Genomic DNA, 22,819 nt, shown 5'->3' with positions numbered 1-22,819 from the left:
GTGGCTTTTTTATGAAGAAATATACTAATTAATCAGCCCACTTGCCGAGCGTTTTGAGATGAATCCATCTGGAATTTGGTTGTGGTCGGCTTGCCAGCGCTGAAATGCCAATTTGGTATTGGTGCCTACGACGCCATCTGTGCCTTTAGTATCATAACCCATTGCCGTCAAATGCTGTTGCAGTTGGCGTACTTCATAAGTAGCAAGTGGCTGCTCATAGCGTGGCCAAGATTGCTGTAAGCCTGGCTGCCCGATAATGGCTTTGGCAAGTAAACTCACCCCCATGGCATAATTGGAGGAATTATTGTATACCTTAATAGCATCAAAATTTTTGGTTAATAAAATCGCAGGACCCTCTTTACCCGCAGGGAGCCACAATTCTGCCATCGCATCCATAGGCGCATTTGGGGTAATAAATTGAACACCTAAATTTTGCCAGTCTGCCATGGTTTTTTTGGTACTGACCTGGCGATAATCAAAACCATTCGGTAATCGTACCTCATAGTAAGAGCCCATGCCACGTTGCCAGCCGGCATTTTTAAGATAGCTTGCGGTAGAGGCTAACGCATCAGCGGTATGCCAAGGGTTACGATGACCATCACCATTGCCATCTACTGCTTCATCTAACCAAGTTTTGGGAATAAATTGGGTATGCCCCATGCCACCTGCCCAAGAGCCGCGCAGTTGCGACCAATCAATATCACCACGCTCAAGCAGCGACAACAGCGCGAGCAGCTGATCCTCTGCAAAACTGCGGCGGCGACCATCATATGCCAAGGTCGCCAAACTATTGACCAGTGAAGAGTTGCCTGTGCCTTGACCATAAGAAGATTCCATGCCCCAAATGGCAGTCACAATAGAGGCTGGCACACCATACTGATTTTCAATGCGATCAAGTAGGGCGCTTTGGCTGGCAAAATTGCGCTGACCGCCACTGACACGACCACTCGATGCGGCACCATCAATATATTCCCAAGGCATTTTGGCAAATTCAGGCTGTCCTTTATCCAGTGACACCACTTGTTCGCTGTAGTTGGCGCTTGACAGCAAGCGTTCAACATCAGCACGGGGGTAACCTTTTTGCACGGCGCGTTCAATAAAATCCGATTTCCACTGATAAAAGCTGCTGTATTGATTGGTTGGAACAGTCACAGGTGGCACGGGCGTGACTTTCGGGGGTGCCGTAATCACCACAGGGGCAGTCGGTAACGTACCTGGTAATTTTTGGGGTTGGGTTTGAATAGGTGCTGATGAACAAGCTGCCAACAATGCCGCCAAGCTGACAGGCAATGCCAGTTTTTGACCAGCAAAACGATGCGACAAGCAGAGCGATAAAGCGACGATAGACGACGAATATTTAACATACATAAAGCAATAACCTCAATTAATACAAGCCAAATGCGTACAAACATAACAACTGTGGTAAAAAAATTGAATATAGCACAAAAATAGGAAATTTTAATTGTTAAGGAATAATTGATATAAAAATACTACAAAAATTGCGGTAAAAGTATTTGCCAGATTTTGGCAGTTTTGCCAGCGTTTTTTGGAAAATAGGATTGATAATTGGGCAAAAAAGTTTATGATAATCGGTTTATAGTAGCTAATTTTGAGGAGTAACTATGCTAAAAGTCAATCAATATTTTGATGGCAATGTGGCATCAATCGGTTTTCAAACAGCCACCCTACCTGCGACCGTGGGTGTGATGAAAGTAGGCGAATACGAATTTGGCACAAGTCAATTTGAAACCATGACCGTCATTAGCGGGGCTATCTCAGCACTATTGCCAAACCAAACTGACTGGCAAACTTTTAAAGCCAATGAAACCTTTACTGTCGATGCCAACCAAAAATTCAAAGTCAAAATTGACGAAGAAACGGCTTATCTTTGCACCTACCAAGATAAATAATCAAGATAAATAAGTAATAAAAAAGCGATATCAAATCCATGATATCGCTTTTTTTTAGCCGAAAAATTTATTGAATACCGCCAAATTTTCCTGCATTAAAATCTAAGATGGCTTGACGGATTTCGGCTTGGCTATTCATCACAAAGGGTCCGTAACCCACCACCGGCTCATTAATCGGTTCACCACTCATCAGCAAGATTTTCGCTCCCGCTTTGCCCGCCGTTAAGCGTACAAAATCGTCGCCCGTCTCGCCACTTTCAATCTCAAAAGTGATTAATTGATTGGCGTGTGCTTGCTGGTCGTGATCGGCGTTGATGATCACATCGCCTTGCATCGACAATAACAACAAATTGTGAGTGCGAGAAATCGCGACTTCTATGGAGCGATTGGGTTCAATACTGATATCCCACAAGTTAATAGGGGTAAAAGTCGTGCCAATGCCGCGTGCCTTATTGTCACCCTGCTGAGGAGCTTGGGTATTGACAGTAGGGGTAAACTCCCCAGCAATTACCTTAATTTGTCCTGCATGCAGTCCTTCATCATCGTGCAGACTGACCACAGGCATGTCATCATTGGCAAGATGTTGGTATTTGGCAGGCGTGGCTTTATCTTTGGCAGGTAGATTGACCCAAAGCTGTACCATACTAAAATCACCGCCTGCTTGGCTAAATTCAGGGGAGTGAAATTCCTCATGAATCACGCCATTGCCTGCCGTCATCCATTGCACGTCACCTGTCTTAATAGTACCGCCACCGCCACTAGAATCACGGTGAGAGACTTCACCTGCATAGGCGATAGTTACCGTTTCAAACCCTTTGTGTGGATGTTGTCCGACACCGCGAGGGGCTTGAGCATTGGGTTCAAAATATTGTTTTGCTGCATAGTCGAGCATTAAAAAAGGGTCGGTGCGTTTATCACCCACCATGTGATTGAACATCGGGTTGACATGAAAACCATCACCCACCCAATGGGGGCGTGGGGCGGCATGAATTTTGTCGACTTGTCGGTAAGTCTTATTGCTATTTTGCTTGCTATTTTGCATGGCCATGATTTTTCTCCTTATTGATAGCTATAATATAGGAGCAAAAAGGCTATTTTCAATTATAAATTACATTATATTGGTTATTGTAAACATTAACTAATATAAAATATAAAAAAAAGCAAGGTTAATTGTTAACCTTGACTTTATAAATTATTTACTTATTTTTAATCATCAAGTTCTGACCAACGTGCCATTTTTTCAAGTAGCAAATCATCAATCTCGTTGAGTCGTTCACTGGCTTGGGTAGCGGCTGCCATATCGCTCACAAACCAGCTGCCATCAGCTAATTTGTCTTGAAGTTCAGCTTGCTCTTGCTCAAGTAGCGCGATTTCATCGGGGAGACTATCTAATTCACGCTGTTCTTTGTAGCTCAGCTTTTTCTTCACTGTATCAGTTTTTGGCGCATCAGTGTTAATGGCTTCTTTGGGCTTTGCTGTTGTCTTTTCTGATTTGTCCGCTTTGGGTTTAATCGCTTGTTCACGGGATTTTTGCGTCAAATAGTCTTGATAGCCGCCGACATATTCTTTGACAATACCATTGCCATCGCTATCTTCATCAAAAACCCAAGTTGATGTTACGACATTGTCCATAAAGGTACGGTCATGGCTAATCAGTAAGATAGTGCCATTAAAGCTATCGACGGCTTCTTCTAACAGCTCTAGGGTTGCCATATCTAAGTCGTTGGTCGGCTCATCAAGTACCAAGATATTTGCAGGTTTTAGTAGCTGTTTGGCTAGCAAAACGCGGTTACGCTCACCGCCTGACAAGGCTTTGACCGGTGTTCTGGCACGTTCTGGGGCAAATAAGAAATCTTGCAAATAGCCAATGATATGTTTCTTTTTACCCGCCACTTCTACAAAATCAGAACCTTCTGCGACGTTTTGTACCACGGTCGCTTCTAGATCAAGTTGGTCACGCAGTTGGTCAAGAAAGGCAATTTGTAGATTGGTGCCTAATTTTACTGAGCCAGATTTGGTGATATCAGGCTGCGGAATATCCGCTGTTTCTGAAAGCAGGGCATGAATGAGCGTGGATTTACCGACACCGTTTTTACCGATAATACCAATACGGTCACCACGCATGATGCTGGTGGTGAAATCTTTTACCAAGGTTTTATCGCCATAACCTAGATTGAGATGTTTGACATTGGCAACCAATTTGCCGCTGTTGTCGCCATCGTTCATGCTGATGTTAACTTGTCCGACTTGCTCACGGCGGGATTTACGTTCTTCACGCAGCGCCTTTAACGCGCGCACGCGACCTTCATTGCGGGTCCGGCGCGCTTTGATACCTTGACGAATCCACACTTCCTCTTCAGCCAGTTTTTTATCAAAATTGGCATTGGCTTTTTCTTCGGCGCTGAGTTGTTGTTCTTTAAGTTCTTGGTAGCGGGCATAGCCTTTATTGACATTGCCTGCTTGTTTAGTGACGTCATAACTGCGCAATATACCGCGGTCAAGTTCGACAATGCGGGTGGCGATTTTGTCAATAAACGAGCGGTCATGCGAGATAAACAGCAGGGTTAATCCTTGCGCGTTTTGTAAAAATTGCTCAAGCCATTCGATACTTTCGACATCCAAATGGTTGGTCGGCTCGTCAAGTAGTAGCACATCAGGTTTGGTAATCAGCGCACGGGCAAGCAGCACACGGCGTTTGCGACCGCCCGATAATTCACTAATATCAGCGTCGCCGTCCAAGTTCATCATGGACAGCATGGTCTGTACTTCGCGGGTCAAGTCCCAACCATGGGCATCATCAATTTTATGCTGCAAATCTGACATCAATTCGCAGGCTTTCATGTCACCACTGGCACATTTATCACTGGCTTGCTCGTAGGCTGTCAGCCATGTTGCCACATCGCCTGCACCAGCCATAACGATGTCGCTGACTTTGCCCGACGTTTCTGGAATGTCTTGCTCGAGCATGGCAATTTTTAAATTGCCACTGATTTGGAATTCGCCACTGTCAGCCTTGACTTGACCGCTAATGACCTTAAACAAGGTTGATTTGCCTTCACCATTGCGCCCAATCAAACACACGCGTTCGCCTTGTTCGATATTAAAATCAATACCGTCCAAAATCGGTGCAATACCAAATGCCAAATGAATATCTCGTAAATGAATCAGTGCCATAACTTTCTCAAAGTTTAGTAAAAATGTTTGTATAATAGGAAAATGCGGCTATTGTAGCAGACTTTATGGCAAAAAATTGTGGGGAAAGTTATGAGGCATTCTAAATGAGCGAAAAAGATCACCAAAAACAGGCAAGCGATGAAAACGGGTTGGTTAATATGGTAGAAAAATTAACCCAAGCGTTGATTGATTTACAAACGCAAGTGCTGTTTATGGAAGATACATTGGATAAACTTGATAATATCGTCACCGGGCAAAGCCAACTGATTGCTGACCAACAACGGCAATTACAGCTACTTTATCAAAAATTGGAAACTCAAACACAAGGCTCACAAATTCAGCCGTTTGATTTGTTGAGCGATAAACCGCCGCATTATTAACCTAGTCTAGTGGTCAATGCATATTGAGAATAAAGGATATCGGCGAACTCGGATTCAGTCACTTCCCCGATAACTAAATCTCGCATCGCATCGGCTAACAAAATGTGGTCAATCGTGATTTCAAAATCATTTAATGACAAATATTCTAAAGCAACCGCAAGACCTGTTCGTTTATTGGCGTCAGATAATGCATGAGCTACAGCGATACTTGTTGCATACTTCGCTGCAATCTCAAAAATATCATTAAGTTCACCATATACAATGGCATTATCAATTCTCGCTAAAGCACCTTGTAATTTGCCAATGTCTGCTTGCCCCTTCATACCTTTTTCTGTTGAAAGGATATAGGCATTTATTTCAATAACCCGCTCAAATGGGAAAAATATTAACTCCATTACATATCTGCTAGGCGTTTAAAGGTTTTGTTATGAGTGCGTAGAACTAGTTTGGTTTCCGATTTGATAATTTGCATACCATAAATACCTGACAAATCAAGTTTTTTAGTGGGCTTAATGGCCGGACGTTCTACGATTTTGACGCCATATTTTTCCAATTTTTCGCTCATGTTTAGACCCTAATTTCATCAACAAAAAAACCGCTACAAATTCATTATAGCGGTTAATTAAATTTATTCAAATGCTAAAGGCTTAATCATTCAACTGGCGAGTGGGTAATACATCCTTAATGGCGTCACGTAAATCATGCATCGCTTTGACTGTGGTATCCCAATCGATACAGCCATCGGTAATAGACTTGCCATATTCAAGCTGGCTCAAATCCGCGGTCAAATCTTGACGACCGCCTTTAAGATGACTTTCAACCATCATCCCAATAATCGAGCGATTACCGTGTTTGATTTGCTCAGCGATATTTTGAATGACCATCGGTTGCAGGTAAGGGTCTTTATTTGAATTGGCATGACTTGAGTCAATCATGATTTTGCCTGAGACTTTACCTTTGGCAAGTTCATTTTCCGCTTGGGCAACGGCAGTGGCATCATAATTGGGTTTGCCATTACCGCCACGAAGCACCACATGACCGTATGGATTACCTTTTGATTGAATGATAGACACCAGACCATCGGCAGATAGACCTAAAAAGCTATGACCAGATTTGACCGCTTGCATGGCATTGACAGCCACTGTCATACCGCCATCTGTACCGTTTTTAAAGCCGACTGGACAAGACAGACCTGAAGACATCTCGCGGTGAGTCTGACTCTCAGTAGTACGTGCGCCGATGGCTGACCAACTAATTAAATCTTGGATATACTGCGGTGTATTTGGGTCAAGCGCTTCGGTTGCACAAGGTAAGCCTTTTTCATTCAAATCAAGCAGCAGTTTGCGCGCAACACGCAAGCCCTTATTGATATCAAAGCTATCATTCATGTCTGGGTCATTGATTAAGCCTTTCCAGCCCACTGTGGTACGGGGTTTTTCAAAATACACACGCATCACCACATAAATACTGTCTTCAATTTCTTTGGATAAAGCCAACAGTTTATCGGCGTATTCATGCGCAGCGTTGACGTCATGAATCGAGCAGGGGCCAATCACCATCAATAAACGTTTGTCTTTACCGTCTAAAATATTACGTACGGTTTCGCGACCTTTGGTCACCGTCTCGATAGCTTTGGGGCTCAATGATAGTTCGTTTTTTAATTCCGCAGGCGTCACTAGCGGTAAAATTGCTTCAATATTCACATTATCTACATCAGCGATATCAGTTTTGGCAAAAGTTGTCATAATTCTCACAGGCTGTTGGCAAAAATTTAAAAAATCACTATAAACCAAAAAATTTATAATGTCATTACTTGAGTCAGTAGGAAAGCCTACTTTTAGTTTGGCAGTTGATAAAATTTTTTGTCAATGTTCAAAATCTGTTTGGTCAAAGTTTTTGGATGCTTGGGTAAGCTGCATATCCTATAGCAATAGTATAACAACTATTGTATCAGCATACTAGTACAAAATAACAAATAACTGTCATTAAATTTTTTGATGGTTTTACTTTTCATCTGTTTACCCCTAAAATATTTTTTTAAAATTATAACCAAACAAGGCTGTTTAATCCCATGTACGCTAATGCCCCTGCACAAACCCTTTCAGACCTTGCTGCAAATGCCACACTCGCAACCGATATTGCTAACCCAAGCGAAGCGAGCTTTTCTAACGTCAGCGAAGCGAGCTTTTCTAACTTAAGTGAAGAGAATTTGCCGCAAAACGTTGCTAAAACTAAGTTTCAGCCGATTGTCATTGGTATCGTAGCAGGCGAGGTCTCAGGCGATGCGTTGGGTGCAGACTTTATGCGCCAGATGAATAATTTGCGTGATGACATTGTGTGGGTGGGCGTGGGTGGCGCACAGATGCAAGCGCAGGGGCTTAACTCAGTGATTGAGATGTCTCGTTTGTCGGTGATGGGCTTGGTGGAAGTGGTCAAGCATTTGCCAGATTTGTTTAAAGCACGCGATGAGATTTTGGCGGCTTTCAAACAAAATTCAATCGATATTTTTGTCGGTATTGATGCGCCTGATTTTAATTTGCGATTGGGCGAACGGTTAAAATCAGCGGGTATTTATTGTGTGCAATATGTCAGCCCATCGATATGGGCATGGCGGGAAGGGCGAATTGAGAAAATCAAACGCGCGACCAATTTGGTGCTGTGTTTGTTTCCGTTTGAGTTGTCTGTCTATCAAAAACATAATCATCCCGCCGTGTGTGTCGGGCATTCACTTCTCAAGACCATTGATGACAATTTACTTACAACGCCCATGGACAAGCTGCGCCGTGAGTTGATTTGGGATAATCCCACCTATCATCAGTTTTTTGTCAAAATGGGCGAGATGGAAATGAGCCATCTCATTGCAGTGATGCCAGGCTCAAGACGCAGTGAAATCGATGCGATTTTTCCAAAAATGCTCAAAGCCATTCACAAACTGTTGATTATGGATGATAAGCTATGCTTTATCGTACCAACGGTCAACCAACATCTACTGACTATCGTAGAGCAATATCTAGAAGCCCAATCAGCGCAGGTGCGCCATCATGTCACAGTGAGCTGTGATGAAACACAAGCGGATTTTAGCCAACGGGTGATGGCGGCGTCAGACTTAGTGCTGCTCGCATCGGGTACCGCCACGCTTGAAGCCATGCTACTGGGTAAACCGATGGTAGTGGTATATTCACTCAATAAAATGACCTTTTGGCTGGCAAAACGGCTGGTCAAAGTGCCGTATGTGGCATTGCCTAATATCTTGGCAGGTCGAGAAATCGTACCAGAATTGCTACAAGAAGACGCCAACCCAGACAATATTTGCCGTGTGGTACAGCAATCATTAAAAGTTAAAAACTATAATGAACAGCTGCGTGATTTACGGCAAACGTCAGAATGGCTGCGTGAGCAAAGCAACATCGACCCCGCCAATGCGGTGATTGATAATTGGCTGACGTGGAAAAAACAGTAAAAATCCCATACGAAATTTGACGCTTTATCAAGTTGGGCGTGGTGATATTGACGGCAAATTTACGTCCAATCTTCTGAGGTGAATTTTGCAATCAAATCATGGGCTTTGGTTCTGGCATCAAGCACCGTCATAAAGGTATAAGCGCCAATGAATTTACGGCTAATAAACATCAGCTCTTTAGGCGGCACGCTAAAGGATTTTGAGGTCGCTGATTTACTGGCAAGCTTAATGACGCGGTTATGTAAATCACTTTCCGCCCAAATATAATTGCCATGTACATCCAGTACATTCGGTGGAATCGTCGGATTACGACTTGGCAAACTAAAGGGTTCACTGGCAAGCAAACATAGCTCTACCATATCATTTTTTACCGAATCGCTAAGATTAGCAAAGAATTCAAAATGCTTGCCTGCTTGATCAATCGCTTGGCGCATTTTGCTACGGTCGTGAAAAACCCCTGCCAACAGCAAATTACGGGCGATGAGTAGCAGATTGTCATCAAACTGACGAATCGCGCCAAAATCCAATAACACCAATTGGTCAAGCTGTGTATCAGGCTTTTGTGCAAGGCGAATCAGATAGTTGCCAAAATTGGGGTCGGTCTGCATATCTCCCCATTCAAAAATCTCACGCAGCATAATTTCAATCGACGCCTGCCCAATCGCATTCCGTCTTTCTTGGGGCAGCGCAAATACTTGCTCATCCAAAATCGACACGCCATCTTCATAGCTCATACATAGCAGCCTATCGGTGCTATAAGCTTTGAGGATGCGCGGCACCACATAGCGACGATCCCCAACAAAACGCTGAAAAAATAACTCAGTGGTATCTGCTTCTAAGAGGTAGTTGACTTCATGATGCAGCAGGTCACGGATTTCTTCAAACCAATCATCGAGTTGACGGGTTTGTGGGACAACATTGGTGACTCTAAGCAGTTGGCGAAACAAATCCAAGTCACTGTCTACGGCATCAGCGATATTGGGATATTGCACCTTAAACACCACTTGTTCGCCCGTGGCTTTATGAACTGCTCTATGTACTTGCGAAAGTGAGGCGGTGCCAATTGGGGTATGGTCGATATCAAACTCATGGATGGTATCGCCCAATTCTTTTTGCAGCGCTGATTCGATAATTGACCATGAAAAAGCAGTCGTCTGGCTGTTCAATGTCTGTAAGGCTTCTGTGATTTCGGGGGGCAAAAAATGCTCCCCGTACAGGGCTAACATTTGACCGATTTTGACCACCGAGCCTTTGAGTTTACCCAGCTCATCCACCAAATATTGGGCTTGCTCACGCATAAAAGCTTGTTTTTGTAGTGCTTTTTCTTCCTTTGACTTAAATAATCCAAAGGCGCTATTGGTCGCCCATCGTCTGCCGATATTGAGCGATGCTTTGGCAATCGATAACCGACGGTCAAGCGCCGAGGTTTTGAGCTGTTCAAGCGGTTGGTTATCGTAATTTTGCGGATTTGCCATACAGGGTGCCTAATGTTTTTGAAAGAAAAAGCCAAATAAAAAGCAAATCATTTTAACACATGATTTGCTTTGATTGTTGTTACCGATTTTTAATAAAGCGGATTAACGCTTGGCGTAACTACTTGACGTAACATAGTGGCTAGATGTCTAAATGCCATCTTATTGGTTGTTGGTTATTCGGCGCTAGATTGAATAGCGCGCCAACCGATATCACGGCGATATTGCATACCATCAAAGCTAATAGCGCCACAAACTGCTAAGGCTTTGGTTTGCGCATCCAAAATATCGTCACCAAGTGCCGTCACGCAAAGTACGCGTCCGCCATTGGTGACAATCTCACCATTGTCAAACGCTTTGGTACCTGCGTGGAAAACTTTGACATCCATATCCGTTTGCCCATATTGTGAGTCAAGCGTTGGTAACCCATGGATGACATCGCCGTTGCTCGCGCTTTCTGGATAACCTTTGCTAGCCAGTACCACACCCAAGGCAGGACGCTCATCCCACTCAGTTTGTTTGGGAAGATTGCCATCCAACCCTGATGCTATCAAGTCAACCATTGAGCCTTTTAGGCGCATCATAATGGGCTGTGTTTCTGGGTCGCCAAAACGGCAATTAAACTCAATCACATAGGGGTCATTGTGGTCATCAATCATCAAGCCTGCGTACAAAAATCCCGTATAAGGTGTGCCATTGGCGTTCATGGCATCGACCACTGGCTGAATCACACGGGCAATCACCTTGTCATGTACTTGCTGCGTCACCACGGGGGCAGGTGAGTAAGCACCCATCCCGCCTGTATTAACACCGGTATCACCTTCGCCAATACGTTTGTGATCTTGGCTGGTTGCCATCGGTAAGATATTGTTGCCATCTATCATACAGATGAAGCTGGCTTCTTCACCTTGCAAGAACTGCTCAATCACCACACGGCTGCCCGCATCACCAAATTTGTTGCCCGATAACATATCATTGATGGCGTCAACTGCTTCTTGTTCACTCATCGCCACAATCACGCCTTTACCTGCGGCTAAACCATCGGCTTTGATGACAATCGGCGCGCCTTCGGCTTTCACATAAGCAATCGCTTGCTCGGCATCGCTAAAAGTTTGGTATTTGGCAGTAGGGATATGGTGTTTTATCATAAAATCTTTGGCAAAGGCTTTTGACCCTTCAAGCTGCGCGCAATACGCCGTGGGTCCCCAGGCTTTGATACCTGCTGTTGTTAAGTCATCGACCATACCTGCCACAAGTGGCGCTTCAGGACCAACCAGCACAAAGGCAATGTCATTGTCTTGGCAAAATTGAATCACCGCCGCATGGTCTTTGACGTTTAAATCGACATTTTGTAGTTTGTGTTCAAGCGCTGTGCCTGCATTGCCGTTGGCAACAAAAACCGTGCTAACTTTGCTATCTTTGGCGCATTGCCATGCCAATGCGTGCTCACGTCCACCTGTGCCAATTACTAAAATATTCATATTGGTTCCTTAAAAATGTAAAATAGCCGTATGGTAGGCATTGTAACAAATTTTGGGAACTAAATTAAATGACAAAGCATTTTATTATTGGCGTGGATGAAGTCGGGCGAGGGCCGTTATTGGGCGATGTGGTGGTTTGTGCGCTCATTTTCGATAAGGCGCTTTTATCTATCAAAGAAGATAGCCTAAGCACTGATTTACACATTGCTGATAGTGTGGGTATTAGCTACAATCATCCGCTAAGCGTGCTAACTGACTCTAAAAAACTGTCAGAAAAAAAACGAGAAGCGTTATTTTCCTTGATTGAACAAACGGCAAGCGCGCATCAGGTTGTCAAAATTTCTGCCAGCTTAATAGACCAGCTCAACATCTTACAAGCGACATTGCTAGGGATGAAACAAGCGGTGGCAGGCGTGATGGCGCAAATGTTAGCGCAATATCCAACGGCGACTTTTAGCGTCATGGTGGATGGCAATAAACTGCCCGTGTTGTTTGACTTGCCTAATTATCAGCAAATTACGCATGAGCAAGCGATTGTGAAAGGGGACGGCAAACATGCGTGTATCAGTGGCGCCAGTGTAATTGCCAAAGTGACGCGTGACAGAGACATGGTGGCGTTGTCAAAGTTATATCCTGATTATGGCATTGAGCAGCATAAAGGGTATCCTACTGCCGCCCATATCCAAGCGATAGAGCATTACGGTATTTTGCCCATGCACCGCAAAAGTTTTGCCCCCATCAAACAGAGGATTTTAGACCAAAAAGGTGAACATACAGTCAATATCCGGTAGTAATGAGTGCAGGTCTAAAGTCGCCTTGTGAGCGAGTTTAATTAGTAAGGTGTGCTGAGCATGACGAGTAAAAAGATGGTCTTGCTCGCAGACCTGCAAGCTGTGCCCGATTTGTTTTCAACCTCTCGGTGGACAGCGCGCCAAACAAGGTCTGATAGTCGCCCTGTATGTTCAAATCCATCATAGCAAATTGTAGGCTTTTTTCAAACTAGCTTATACTAAATCAATCTGCCAATTAGCGGCTTGCAATTGGATATTTAAGTTTCTAAGTTTGACCGCTATGTCATCTGCTTGTTTTTGCAGTTTGACCGGTTCAATCACTTTTTGCCATTTAATTTCTCGGTAGCTATAACGATCGCCTTCCGTCTTAGCATTATCAATCGCGGTTTGCAGCAGGCGATGGCGTTCGGCAAGTTCATCACGCTTGACTAAAGTGCTCAGCATGGTTGAGCCATCGGGCATGACAGCGATGGCATTGGTACGATGGATATGGTCGATTAACGCATACAGCTCGCTCATGACTTGATTGGCTTGCAGCAACAGTTCATTCGGGTTTTCATTTGGGGTATCGCCGTCTTGGACTTTGACGTTTTCAGCAATGCGCGATTTCAAGCTGGCGAGCTTTTTTTGCATATCAGCACGTCGTAACAAAGCTTCTGCAAGTTTCATGGTTATCTCCTGATTGGTCAATTTAGTGGGTCAATTTAAACGTTAAAATCATATAATTGGGTTAAAAATTGGGTAGGATAATCTGTAATCACACAATCCACGCCCATCTCAATCAAGCGCTTTGCCACATCCACCTCATTTACTGTCCAAGCGCTGACTGTTAAGCCATAAATTTTGGCAATTTCCAACAGGGTTGGGGTGATAAGCGCATAATAAATGCCCACTTGGCGACAGCCTAAGGCACAAGCGCGATTAAAGGTTTGCAATATTAAACTTTTACCCGCTGCATCAGGCGTCGGTAAAAAAGCAATTTGGCCTGCCAGCGTGGTTTTAGGCTCAAGTGTTTTAGGCTCAAGTATTTTGGGTTCAAGTGTTTTAGGCTCAAGTGTTTTAGGCTCAAGTAATAATCCTGTCGGAAAGTGAAACGTTAAAAATTGCTGTTGGTTTTGAATTTGGTACAAAATATCGGTATCAAAACTGGTCAAAGTGATGGGTAAAGCTTGCCATACTTCTTGAGATAATAGCCTAAGCAGATTTTTAACCAACAAGGCTGGATGAGTTTTGGCATGGGTTTTGATTTCCAGTTCAATATGGCAAAAGTATTGCAGATAGCGTGGTAAATCGTCTAGCAACAATACATGATGTTTTAAAAACCCGGGTTCAAAACGTTGGGAAAACCGCCCATAGTCCGATTGCACAATGGATTCTAATTCCGCCCATGTTTTATCAGCAATCCACGATTGTTGTCCTGCCAGCCGATTTAAAGTTTCGTCATGTACCACCACAAATTTGCCATCGGCGGTCATTTGGATATCAAATTCTACCCCATCAAGCTGCTTACCATGTTTTTGTAATTGCTGCACGTAGGCAAATCCGTCTTGACAGTTCTCTAGCATTTCAGCCCGCGCAGCACGATGACCGAGTAAATAATACGTTTGATTTGGATGGCGCATACGATGGCTCGCAATAGACAATAAAATTTTATGACTACTAAAAATTATTACAACTAAATTTTATTATAAATAATAGTGAACAACTAGCCAATTTGCAAAACTTTGCTTTATAATGGCATGGTAATAAATACTGCGTGAAAGGTGCCTTATGTCTATGATTTTCCCACAAAATACGTTGTCAAAAAAAATGCGTACGCCGTTATTGTTGGCGTGTTTTGCCTTAACCGTCGTGGGATGTAGTCGCAATGAGCAAAAAGACGCGCAAACTGGCAGTGCTGCAAGTAGTGAGCAAAAGACAATTGAAACGTCTGATATTGCCTGTAACAATGAGAAGGCAACCGATGCCATTCACAGTTATCTGGTCAATCGCATCGACCAGCAAGCCAAAAAGCAGTCTGACATCATCCAGCAGCAAGCAGGTACGATTGTTGATATGACTATCTTGCAAAATGGCTTGTCGCAAGTAGCAATCAACCTAGAAGGCGTGAATGGTAACAATGGTAAATGCCAAGCGACGGTGTCGTTTAATATGCCTCAAGCGCAGCTCGATAACACGGATAAAATCTATACCCGTCTAAAAATGCCAGTCGCCGCCGAGCAAATCGCGTCGCGTGGTTATCAACTACAAAATAGCACATTGGTGGCAAACAATGTTGGGTTTGGTCTATCAGCCAGTGGCGCCAATTACCAAGTCAATAGCACCACAGGCGACGATGTGATTGGGCTAGTCGGTGAGATTATGGCAAATTCGGCATTAGCGCAAACGCTGACCCAGCCCTCTAATACGCCGTTAGCCGGTTCTTCGGCAGGTGCCATACCCGTTCTACCACCCGTGACTAGCAAACCCAGTGTCGCTGCCAACAACAGCCAAAATTCAACCACCAAACCTGTCAAAAAACAAGCGACAGAAAAACCAAAAACAGACAGTGAAAAAAACGACAGCGAAAAAACCAAGACTGACGTGACCAACACATCAGACAAGAAAAACACGCAATCAGATAGCGCAGATAAAATATCGGATAAAAAATCTGAGCCAACCACCGCAAATGCTGATAGCAAATCAACCGCTACTAAGTCAGCGGCTAGCACTGGCAACAGCACAGACAAATCGACCAAGTCAGTATCGCATGAAAAAGTCCCAACCGACACCAATGTAAAATTAACCATCGAAGAAAAAAACGAGCAATACTAACGTAAACCACTGTTAAATGACGTGTTCAACGTATGCCACCCAGTCATCAATTTGTTTTAGCATGTTTTGATGTAGTAATGTGACTAACCATAAAACAAATTGATGCGTCAATTCTCTACCTGCCACCATAAGGATATGAACATGGCCCATTTTGCCCCACAAATCGCTGTTAAAGCTACCTATATGCGCGGTGGTACGTCAAAAGGTACTTTTTTCAAGCTTGATGACTTACCTGAACGCTGCCAAACCCCAGGGCAAGCCCGAGATAGTTTTTTACTGCGGGTGGTGGGTAGTCCAGATCCGTATGGTAAGCAAATTGACGGTTTGGGAAATGGCTCATCATCAACCTCCAAAGTGGTAATTTTGTCAAAAACAGACGTTGCCAATCATGATGTGAATTATTTATTCGGTCAGGTCGCCATTGACAAAGCGATGATTGATTGGTCAGGTAACTGTGGAAACTTAACCGCTGCGGTCGGTTCATTTGCGATTGCCAATGGGTTGGTGGATGCCAGTAAAGTGCCCCAAAATGGCATTTGTGAAGTCCGAATTTGGCAGCAGAATATTAGCAAAACCATCATCGCGCATGTACCCATGACTGATGGTCAGGTGCAAGAAACGGGCGATTTTGAGCTAGATGGTGTGACTTTCCCAGCAGCCGAAGTCAAAATTGAATTTATCGACCCTGTGGACAGCGATGGCGATATGTTCCCGACGGGCAACTTGATTGACAAACTGGATGTACCTGAAATCGGTGAATTTGACGTCACAATGATCAATGCGGGTATCCCAACGATTTTTTTAAATGCCAAAGACTTAGGTTTTACGGGCGCTGAGCTGCAAAAAGACATCAACAGTAACCAAGAAATTTTGGCGAAGCTTGAAAAAATCCGTGCCCATGGCGCAGTTAAAATGGGACTAATTGCAGCGTTAACAGAAGCTCAAACCCGTCAGCATACCCCAAAAATTGCTTGGGTTGCGCCACCCGCTGATTATACCGCCTCTAGTGGCAAAGCAGTCAAGGCAGGCGATATTGATTTGCTTGCACGCGCGATGAGCATGGGTCAACTGCACCATGCCATGATGGGTACAGCCTCGGTTGCGATTGGCACCGCAGCGACCATTAAAGGTACGCTAGTCAACCAAGCGGCCGGTGGCAAAGCGTTGTCTGAAGTACGCTTTGGTCACCCATCAGGCACGCTACTGGTCGGGGGTGAGTCCTCGCAAGTGGATGGCAAATGGCAAGCCAAAAAAGTGTCTATGAGCCGTTCAGCGCGCCGTCTGATGGCGGGTGAGGTGTATGTGCCGGGCGATGCGTTTTAATCGACAAATCATTCACAAGCCAACTTATAGCCTAATACCTAAGTCCCCAATACCTAAGAGCCCAATAATGACAGATAAGCACTCACACTGGATTGAACTGACGCACGCACCTAGCCAAGGGGTAACCGTGGTTCAAACCCTATCTGGCTGTGAGTCTATGCCAACCAAGTCAAACAATGATGCAGTGGGGCAGTCTAGTTTGAATGCTATATATGGTCAATTTAATCTAGGCTTGCATGTAGGGGATGATAGCATGCAGGTGCATGAAAATCGTGCGCACTTGCTGCAATCCTTGCAACAATATCATCCCACATTAAACAGCATTCATTGGCTTAATCAAATCCATGGTAATGACGTTTATCAGGTTACCGATAAAATTGGCACAGCAGCGATATCTGCTGATGCGCATATCACGCGTTTGCCTAACGTTGCCTTAGCGATTATGACAGCAGATTGTGTACCTGTCATGATAGCCACCGATGCAGCAGATGATAACAAGCTGATAGCGGCGATTCATGCTGGCTGGCAAGGTCTTAGCAAGGATATCATTGCAAAAACGGTGCAAAAAATGGTACACCAGTTTGATTTTGCAGCGGGCGACAATGCGCCTGCTGAAATGCACAAGGTCACTCGTGGGTGGCAAGCTTGGATAGGCGCTAGCATCGCACAATCAAGCTATGAAGTGGATAGTCGTGTCAAAGATGCGGTGTTATCAGTGTTAAACGTATCTGAGGTTGTCGCTACTCAGTTGTTTCAGCCAAATGCTGATAAGGTCGGTCATTATTTTGCCGATTTGCCTGCAATAGCAGAATTACAGCTCAAGGCTTGTGGCATTCATCAGGTGCATAAAAGTGGTTTAGATAGCCATGGTGATGCACGATTTTATTCGTATCGTCGGCAAACCCAGCATCAACTACCTGCAACAGGTAGAATGGCAACGCTGATCTTCATGGATTAATTCTCATAAAAAAAGGCAGTGTGTTAATCAATCATACTGCCTTTTTTGTGCAAGCTAAATTATTGCATAATTTTAACGTAAGCTTGGGCTCTTAAATCCTGCATCCAATCATCTAGCGCTTGCGGTGCCATACGTTGGTATAGAATTTCACGAGCCATGTTTTTACGATAGACATCACTCACATCTTTCTGGCGTTTTTCATCGACTTTAAGAATATGCCAGCCAAATTGTGATTGAAAGGGCACAGAATAGTCATTTACCGACGTTTTTTTCATCATTGCTTCAAAGCTTGGTACCATATCACCTTCACTGACCCAGCCCAAATCGCCGCCGTTGCTGGCGCTTCCTGGGTCTTTTGAGTAGGTGCTTGCTAAAGTAGCGAAGTCCTCACCTTGACGCAGTTTTTCATAGATAGTGTCGATCTGCTGTTTTGCCATGTCAGCGGGTAGGGCAGTTGACGGGCTGATTAAAATATGGCGGGTATGCCATTGATCGATGATTTTTTGCTGACCGCCGCGTTTATCGACCAATTTAATCACGTTATACCCTTCTGCCGTGGCAATCGGGTTGGTGACTTGCCCGACTTCAAGGGCGGTGATGTTTTTTGACAGTTCTGTCGGTAACTCTGCCGCGACGTGGTAGCCCATATCGCCCCCTTGAATTTGCGCGTTATAGTTGGCTTGCGCGTCAGTCATGATTTGCTCAATATTGGCATTCTCAGCTTGCAAATTTTTGGCAATTTGGGTGGCTACGGTCAGCGCTTGTTTTTTTTGTTTGTCGCTGGCTTTACCTGCGGCATCGGCTTCAAAAGGCACACGAATATGTAAGGTGCGATATTGTGATTTTTCTAAAGCGTTGCTCTCTGGTGATTTTAAGAAGTTGTTAACATCTTGATCGGAGATTTTGATGCGGCTGGCAAGTTGTTGCTGCTGCAAAGTTTGTATCGCCAAGTCTTCACTGACTTTTTGACGCAATGCTTGGTAACTACCTACGCGCTGGGCGTCAAGTTTTTGTTGGAATTCGGCAAGGCTTGCGACCCCATTTTGTTGTGCTAAATTGGTCAACGCAGCATTCACTGCATTCTCTTCAGCCTGCAGTCCTTGGCGTTTGATGATGTCAAGTTGGATTTGCTTAGTAATTAGCTGATCCAATACTTGCGGATAAAGTTGCTGTGCGGGTGGTACAGGTTTGTTTTGCGCTTGAAGCTGTGCAGAAGCTTGAGCAACCGCGCGATCCAACTGGCTGCGTAAAATAGGGGTGTCGTTGACAATAGCAATCACGCCATCAATGACCTGATCTTGCGAGCTGTTAGTGACGACAGGCGCTGGCTCAACCAATGAGTTGGCGACCTCTGATGCTACGGGCGCAGGTTGGGAGACAGTTTTTGCTGTTTTTTGAGTGGTAGGTTTTGAGCCGCTGGCTTTAGTGTCAGCTTTGACTGATTTGGCAGCGTTGGTGGTTTTGTTTGCTGTCACAGCTTTGGTTGATTTGCTTGTGGTTTGCGCTGCAGGTTTGGTGCTAGATTTTTTGCTAGATTCCACCGTCGTTTTGCTGCTGGTTGTGTTGGTTTTAGTGGTTACCGCTGTTGCAGTCACGGCTTGCGCGCTCAATGTTGGCATAACCAATAGGGCGCCATATATCAAAGCGCTAGTGAGAGCAGATAGGGTGTTACGGTGAAAACTGGGTAAATTATGCATGACGGCATGGTTCATGACATGTATCCTTAAAAAAAATAAAAACCAAAAAATAAAAAAAGTAAATTCGATCATTCAGAAATCGTGGCAAAACCATTTAGCTTAAATGACGGGTCTTTGACCAAGTGGCTTGGAGGTTGCTAAATGATATTGCTAAGTGATGTTGTAAAGCTTGGGTCATTTTATACAATAATATTTGCTGGTGTATGTCTATATCATAATAAATCCTAAAAAACCTCAAGTTTTAGGCAGTTTTTTGCGTAAAAGGCGTTTAGTATTTAGGGTCATAACCCAATACCCGATTACGCATCAAGCTAGCCAGTCGACCGTCACCTTTGTTGGATAATCCATTTAAGCTAATTTCTGCCATGATAGCGTGGTCAGCACTGTCTTTATCACTTAATTCATCATAATAACGGCGAGCATAAATCGATAAGCCATAACAACAGCTATCATAAGTAAAGCCCGCTAACACATCACTAAAACGACTCTTCTCATTATCGTATTGCACAGCCCCTAAAAACTGCCAATTATCATTAATAGGTAAAACAGCAGAGCCGGTGAAAGCAGAGAGGGCTTTTTGTCCAAATCTACTCTCATTGCGTTTGATATACCCTAAGTTATAAAGGCTATTGAAAGTTGGCGCATAACGAAATTGGGTATTGATATAGTTTAAATCAGCGTTGTCATCAACCGAGCCATCTAAATCCACCCAAAAATCTTGACGCGGTTGGGTGCTTACCTGAAAGACGGTACCGGTATTGTCAATTTTTAACCCATCATCGGTATTGTCAAGATGTACCCGAATATCACTAAAATAAATTTGTTTGCCCACGCTGGCATCCAAGCGAGTCAAACCATTGCCATCAATATAGCGATAATTTAATGAAGGGGTTAGATGATTGTTGTCGGGGAGACGATCATATCCCAAAAACCATGAATCTTCATACAATTGCGAAAAATTGAGCGATGCCAAACGGGTATTAAAGTTGGGTACGTCAGTCTGGTCTTTATAGGGCGAGTACACATATTTTAGGCGCGGGCTTAATAACTGATAGCCGCCCAAGGATTCATCAAATTTACCAAATGGGGTGCCTGCTTTAAAGAAATTTAAGCCACTGTCAATACTAAACTGCGGTACAAAAATAGATTGGCTTTTGCTATTTTCATCCAGTCCATTGGCATCGGCTGATTCTTGGTCGAATTGGGTATAAAGGTGCTGTAAACTTATTGACGGGGTCACATATCCCCAAGTCCGCATCATTGGGTAGGCAGCAGTGAGTTTGTTATACAGTCTACCACCGCTTTGCTCAGGCGCAGAGCCATCATCGATTGGGCGTTTAAAATAGGCAAAATCGCTGATACCCGTCAAATCAAATTGGGTCACCCAAGGCACACGATATTTGACCGATAACTGCGGCAGACGGTCATACGGTTTGTCTTTGTCCAAGATTTTTTCTGAATTGGTTAAATTACGATCCAGTGTTTGAAAGGTTTCAATCTTGGCAAGCGCAGTCAAATAGTCATTGTAATAATTGGCTTGAATGCGGCGCGGTAAATTTAATTGAACGGTTTCATCACCCAAGGTCTCAAAATCGTTTAAGAATTTAGGATCTGAGACATACTGATATAGCGCATCAATGGACAGGTTAGGGATATCTTTTGACTGCCAATGATGATCATAATAAAAGCGCTTACGGTCTTCATCATCATATTGTTTGTCGTTTGGCAGATAAGAGCCTGTCAAGCTACCATAACCAAATTTTTCTGTCAGATAGCGAAACTCACCTGTCAACATCGGATTGCGGTCAGTAAAAATGGTTGGCGTGACAGTGGCATCGTAATTTGGCGCTAGATTAAAGTAATAAGGTAACTGTACATTAAAACTCCCTTCTGTACTAAAGCCGCCGCGTGGTAACAAAAAACCACTGGTGCGGCGATCGTCAATCGGAAAGTTAAAATACGGCAGGTACAATACCGGGGTGTTTTTGACTTTTAACGTGGCATTATAGGCCTCACCGCGACCCGTGTCGGTATTGATATCGATGTTTTTGGCATTGATCTGCCAAGTTGGATTGTCAGGCGCGCAGGTGGTAAACATGACATCGTCAATTTCAACGCGGCTTTCATCGACTTTATTAAGCCGTTTGGCATAACCATACGCTTGTAGCGGTACGCTGGCAAACGCCACATCTTTGGCGGTTGCTTTGCTGCTATCCGTTTGGTACGCCAGTTCGTCGGCAACGGTAATCAGCCCCCCTTTTGGGCTATCTTTAAGGCTTACACGTGGGTTGCCGTCTGTCGATTGGGTACTTTGCGCGGCATCCACCAACAAAACATTACCTTGAGCGGCCGCCATGCCATCTTGCACGTTAACGACCACTTTATCGGCAGAGATTTGCTGACGACCTTGGTTGATTTGCACATCACCTGACAATTCAGCATAATTTTCATTGTCATAATAGCCATAGTCAGCCGAGGCATAAATTGGGAAGCTGCTATTGGGTTGGTCGGTAGCGGCTGCCGCTAATGCCTGTTGTTGATAGATGGTCGAAGTGGGATATACCCAGTTGCCATGACACATGGCGTCTTTTCGGGTGACTGCTTTTGATTGCGTATTTGCTTGAGCACCTGACGGTTGACTATTAGGCGTGAGCGGGCTCAGTAAATTTGGATTGGAATTTGGATTAGCAACCGTGGCGCTAGTATCATCCGTGGTTTGCGGGGTTTTGGGTTGATAAAAGGTTTTGAGCTTTTCTAGACTGGCTTGCTGCTGTTGATTTGGGGTAAAGTTGGGACGAGTACGCGCAGAGTTTGGTTTGATGTCAGGCGCGCTAATCGGTGTGATGCCTTGATTGGTGGTTACATCGACAGTAGTGGTGCTGTCTGCTGTGGTGGCGATACTACTATCGGTATCGGGCGTTGCAGCTGAGGTATCAAGGTTTTGTTTTTTAATAATTTGTGATTCAGTGCCCTGTGTCTCGATACTTTGTGAGTCAATGTTTTGAGCTGTCGCTGCATCAGTCGATTCCGTAACGGCGGCTGTCGGCAACACCGCCGCAAGCGCTGAGGTTGAATACAAAGTAGTAAACATCGCCCCAAGTGTCATCGCTAAAACATTGGTATGTCGATAAATTTGGTGTAGTGATTGATGCAAGCATGTAGGCTGGGTTGGCAAAGACGAATGTGAAGTTAAACAATTAGAAGTTGACGAAATAGGCGACAATTTCACAGATTTTTTCATTAGACATTTACCAAAGACGCAATATAAAAACCTTCACATCATATCACTAGCGTCATCAATATACTATTGCAAAAGATGTTTAAAATTGCAAACATGATAGACGCCACTTGAGAGATAC

At 44.2% G+C, this 22,819-nt stretch carries 19 protein-coding genes; 7 read left to right on the top strand and 12 right to left on the bottom strand.

Going from position 1 to position 22,819, the window contains the following annotated elements:
• Positions 1-24: 24 nt before the first annotated feature.
• Positions 25-1,368 carry a lytic murein transglycosylase gene (locus RNZ41_RS05910; RefSeq protein WP_314026809.1) on the bottom strand — a complete coding sequence of 448 codons (1,344 nt, stop codon included), beginning with the start codon at positions 1,366-1,368 and terminating at the stop codon, positions 25-27.
• A gap of 254 nt (positions 1,369-1,622) precedes the next feature.
• Between RNZ41_RS05910 and ppnP the strand changes: the two genes are divergently transcribed.
• The gene (gene ppnP, locus RNZ41_RS05905; RefSeq protein WP_036597446.1) at positions 1,623-1,910 is read left to right on the top strand and encodes a pyrimidine/purine nucleoside phosphorylase; all 288 of its coding nucleotides are present in this window, start codon (positions 1,623-1,625) and stop codon (positions 1,908-1,910) included.
• A 67-nt stretch (positions 1,911-1,977) separates the two neighbouring features.
• Here the strand turns inward: ppnP and RNZ41_RS05900 are convergent, their stop codons facing one another.
• Together RNZ41_RS05900 and RNZ41_RS05895 are read right to left on the bottom strand one after the other, a co-directional pair.
• Positions 1,978-2,958 (bottom strand): pirin family protein, encoded by a 981-nt coding sequence (locus RNZ41_RS05900; RefSeq protein ID WP_096488839.1) that lies wholly within the window; start codon positions 2,956-2,958, stop codon positions 1,978-1,980.
• 158 nt (positions 2,959-3,116) lie between these two features.
• Complete coding sequence (locus RNZ41_RS05895; protein ID WP_314026808.1) at positions 3,117-5,084, bottom strand: ATP-binding cassette domain-containing protein; 1,968 nt, start codon at positions 5,082-5,084, stop codon at positions 3,117-3,119.
• A gap of 104 nt (positions 5,085-5,188) precedes the next feature.
• Between RNZ41_RS05895 and RNZ41_RS05890 the strand changes: the two genes are divergently transcribed.
• A complete protein-coding gene (locus RNZ41_RS05890) occupies positions 5,189-5,464 on the top strand; it encodes a SlyX family protein (RefSeq protein WP_282841006.1) in 276 nt (91 codons plus the stop codon).
• On the opposite strand, the gene RNZ41_RS05885 is transcribed toward RNZ41_RS05890, so the two are convergent.
• The 3 genes from RNZ41_RS05885 to RNZ41_RS05875 form a co-directional block, all read right to left on the bottom strand.
• On the bottom strand, positions 5,461-5,859 hold the full coding sequence (locus RNZ41_RS05885; RefSeq protein WP_050324379.1) for a type II toxin-antitoxin system death-on-curing family toxin: 399 nt from the start codon (positions 5,857-5,859) through the stop codon (positions 5,461-5,463). The two genes, RNZ41_RS05890 and RNZ41_RS05885, sit on opposite strands and share 4 nt — an antisense overlap.
• A complete protein-coding gene (locus RNZ41_RS05880) occupies positions 5,859-6,029 on the bottom strand; it encodes a hypothetical protein (RefSeq protein WP_007116753.1) in 171 nt (56 codons plus the stop codon). The genes RNZ41_RS05885 and RNZ41_RS05880 overlap by 1 nt, the downstream gene beginning before the upstream one ends.
• Positions 6,030-6,111: 82 nt before the next feature.
• Entirely contained in the window at positions 6,112-7,209 is a 1,098-nt protein-coding gene (locus RNZ41_RS05875; protein ID WP_314026807.1) for a 3-deoxy-7-phosphoheptulonate synthase, read from the bottom strand.
• 326 nt (positions 7,210-7,535) lie between these two features.
• Here RNZ41_RS05875 and lpxB point away from each other — a divergent pair, with 326 nt between their 5' ends.
• The gene (gene lpxB, locus RNZ41_RS05870; RefSeq protein WP_314026806.1) at positions 7,536-8,924 is read left to right on the top strand and encodes a lipid-A-disaccharide synthase; all 1,389 of its coding nucleotides are present in this window, start codon (positions 7,536-7,538) and stop codon (positions 8,922-8,924) included.
• 59 nt (positions 8,925-8,983) lie between these two features.
• Here lpxB and RNZ41_RS05865 read toward each other — a convergent pair whose 3' ends face one another.
• A complete protein-coding gene (locus RNZ41_RS05865; protein WP_314026805.1) occupies positions 8,984-10,399 on the bottom strand; it encodes an ABC1 kinase family protein in 1,416 nt (471 codons plus the stop codon).
• 173 nt (positions 10,400-10,572) lie between these two features.
• The gene (gene purD, locus RNZ41_RS05860) at positions 10,573-11,877 is read right to left on the bottom strand and encodes a phosphoribosylamine--glycine ligase (RefSeq protein ID WP_314026804.1); all 1,305 of its coding nucleotides are present in this window, start codon (positions 11,875-11,877) and stop codon (positions 10,573-10,575) included.
• A 68-nt stretch (positions 11,878-11,945) separates the two neighbouring features.
• Here purD and RNZ41_RS05855 point away from each other — a divergent pair, with 68 nt between their 5' ends.
• Entirely contained in the window at positions 11,946-12,668 is a 723-nt protein-coding gene (locus RNZ41_RS05855; protein ID WP_314026803.1) for a ribonuclease HII, read from the top strand.
• 213 nt (positions 12,669-12,881) lie between these two features.
• Here RNZ41_RS05855 and RNZ41_RS05850 read toward each other — a convergent pair whose 3' ends face one another.
• On the bottom strand, positions 12,882-13,337 hold the full coding sequence (locus tag RNZ41_RS05850) for a DIP1984 family protein (RefSeq protein WP_095355497.1): 456 nt from the start codon (positions 13,335-13,337) through the stop codon (positions 12,882-12,884).
• A 35-nt stretch (positions 13,338-13,372) separates the two neighbouring features.
• Positions 13,373-14,290, bottom strand: a complete 918-nt coding sequence (locus RNZ41_RS05845) for a glycerophosphodiester phosphodiesterase (protein ID WP_314026802.1) — start codon at positions 14,288-14,290, stop codon at positions 13,373-13,375.
• Positions 14,291-14,438: 148 nt separating this feature from the next.
• On the opposite strand from RNZ41_RS05845, the gene RNZ41_RS05840 reads away from it, so the two are divergent.
• From RNZ41_RS05840 to pgeF, 3 genes are all read left to right on the top strand, one after another.
• The gene (locus tag RNZ41_RS05840; protein ID WP_314026801.1) at positions 14,439-15,482 is read left to right on the top strand and encodes a hypothetical protein; all 1,044 of its coding nucleotides are present in this window, start codon (positions 14,439-14,441) and stop codon (positions 15,480-15,482) included.
• 141 nt (positions 15,483-15,623) lie between these two features.
• Positions 15,624-16,805 (top strand): 2-methylaconitate cis-trans isomerase PrpF, encoded by a 1,182-nt coding sequence (gene prpF, locus RNZ41_RS05835; protein WP_312114510.1) that lies wholly within the window; start codon positions 15,624-15,626, stop codon positions 16,803-16,805.
• A gap of 67 nt (positions 16,806-16,872) precedes the next feature.
• Positions 16,873-17,763 (top strand): peptidoglycan editing factor PgeF, encoded by an 891-nt coding sequence (gene pgeF / locus RNZ41_RS05830; protein WP_314026800.1) that lies wholly within the window; start codon positions 16,873-16,875, stop codon positions 17,761-17,763.
• Positions 17,764-17,822: 59 nt separating this feature from the next.
• Here the strand turns inward: pgeF and RNZ41_RS05825 are convergent, their stop codons facing one another.
• Together RNZ41_RS05825 and RNZ41_RS05820 are read right to left on the bottom strand one after the other, a co-directional pair.
• Positions 17,823-19,475: a peptidylprolyl isomerase gene (locus RNZ41_RS05825; RefSeq protein ID WP_314026799.1), complete on the bottom strand. Its 1,653-nt coding sequence runs from the start codon at positions 19,473-19,475 to the stop codon at positions 17,823-17,825.
• A 253-nt stretch (positions 19,476-19,728) separates the two neighbouring features.
• Entirely contained in the window at positions 19,729-22,566 is a 2,838-nt protein-coding gene (locus tag RNZ41_RS05820; protein ID WP_314026798.1) for an LPS-assembly protein LptD, read from the bottom strand.
• Positions 22,567-22,819 lie beyond the last annotated feature (253 nt).

Source organism: Moraxella sp. DOX410 (genome assembly GCF_032248735.1).
Taxonomy (GTDB): domain Bacteria; phylum Pseudomonadota; class Gammaproteobacteria; order Pseudomonadales; family Moraxellaceae; genus Faucicola; species Faucicola tetraodonis.
This window is presented reverse-complemented; position numbering and strand designations above follow the sequence as displayed.

Coding starts and splice junctions, on each gene's coding strand:
- RNZ41_RS05910 (WP_314026809.1), bottom strand. CDS start 1,368: ATGTATGTTAAATATTCGTCGTCTATCGTCGCTTTATCGCTCTGCTTG.
- ppnP (WP_036597446.1), top strand. CDS start 1,623: ATGCTAAAAGTCAATCAATATTTTGATGGCAATGTGGCATCAATCGGT.
- RNZ41_RS05900 (WP_096488839.1), bottom strand. CDS start 2,958: ATGGCCATGCAAAATAGCAAGCAAAATAGCAATAAGACTTACCGACAA.
- RNZ41_RS05895 (WP_314026808.1), bottom strand. CDS start 5,084: ATGGCACTGATTCATTTACGAGATATTCATTTGGCATTTGGTATTGCA.
- RNZ41_RS05890 (WP_282841006.1), top strand. CDS start 5,189: ATGAGCGAAAAAGATCACCAAAAACAGGCAAGCGATGAAAACGGGTTG.
- RNZ41_RS05885 (WP_050324379.1), bottom strand. CDS start 5,859: ATGGAGTTAATATTTTTCCCATTTGAGCGGGTTATTGAAATAAATGCC.
- RNZ41_RS05880 (WP_007116753.1), bottom strand. CDS start 6,029: ATGAGCGAAAAATTGGAAAAATATGGCGTCAAAATCGTAGAACGTCCG.
- RNZ41_RS05875 (WP_314026807.1), bottom strand. CDS start 7,209: ATGACAACTTTTGCCAAAACTGATATCGCTGATGTAGATAATGTGAAT.
- lpxB (WP_314026806.1), top strand. CDS start 7,536: ATGTACGCTAATGCCCCTGCACAAACCCTTTCAGACCTTGCTGCAAAT.
- RNZ41_RS05865 (WP_314026805.1), bottom strand. CDS start 10,399: ATGGCAAATCCGCAAAATTACGATAACCAACCGCTTGAACAGCTCAAA.
- purD (WP_314026804.1), bottom strand. CDS start 11,877: ATGAATATTTTAGTAATTGGCACAGGTGGACGTGAGCACGCATTGGCA.
- RNZ41_RS05855 (WP_314026803.1), top strand. CDS start 11,946: ATGACAAAGCATTTTATTATTGGCGTGGATGAAGTCGGGCGAGGGCCG.
- RNZ41_RS05850 (WP_095355497.1), bottom strand. CDS start 13,337: ATGAAACTTGCAGAAGCTTTGTTACGACGTGCTGATATGCAAAAAAAG.
- RNZ41_RS05845 (WP_314026802.1), bottom strand. CDS start 14,290: ATGCGCCATCCAAATCAAACGTATTATTTACTCGGTCATCGTGCTGCG.
- RNZ41_RS05840 (WP_314026801.1), top strand. CDS start 14,439: ATGTCTATGATTTTCCCACAAAATACGTTGTCAAAAAAAATGCGTACG.
- prpF (WP_312114510.1), top strand. CDS start 15,624: ATGGCCCATTTTGCCCCACAAATCGCTGTTAAAGCTACCTATATGCGC.
- pgeF (WP_314026800.1), top strand. CDS start 16,873: ATGACAGATAAGCACTCACACTGGATTGAACTGACGCACGCACCTAGC.
- RNZ41_RS05825 (WP_314026799.1), bottom strand. CDS start 19,475: ATGAACCATGCCGTCATGCATAATTTACCCAGTTTTCACCGTAACACC.
- RNZ41_RS05820 (WP_314026798.1), bottom strand. CDS start 22,566: ATGACACTTGGGGCGATGTTTACTACTTTGTATTCAACCTCAGCGCTT.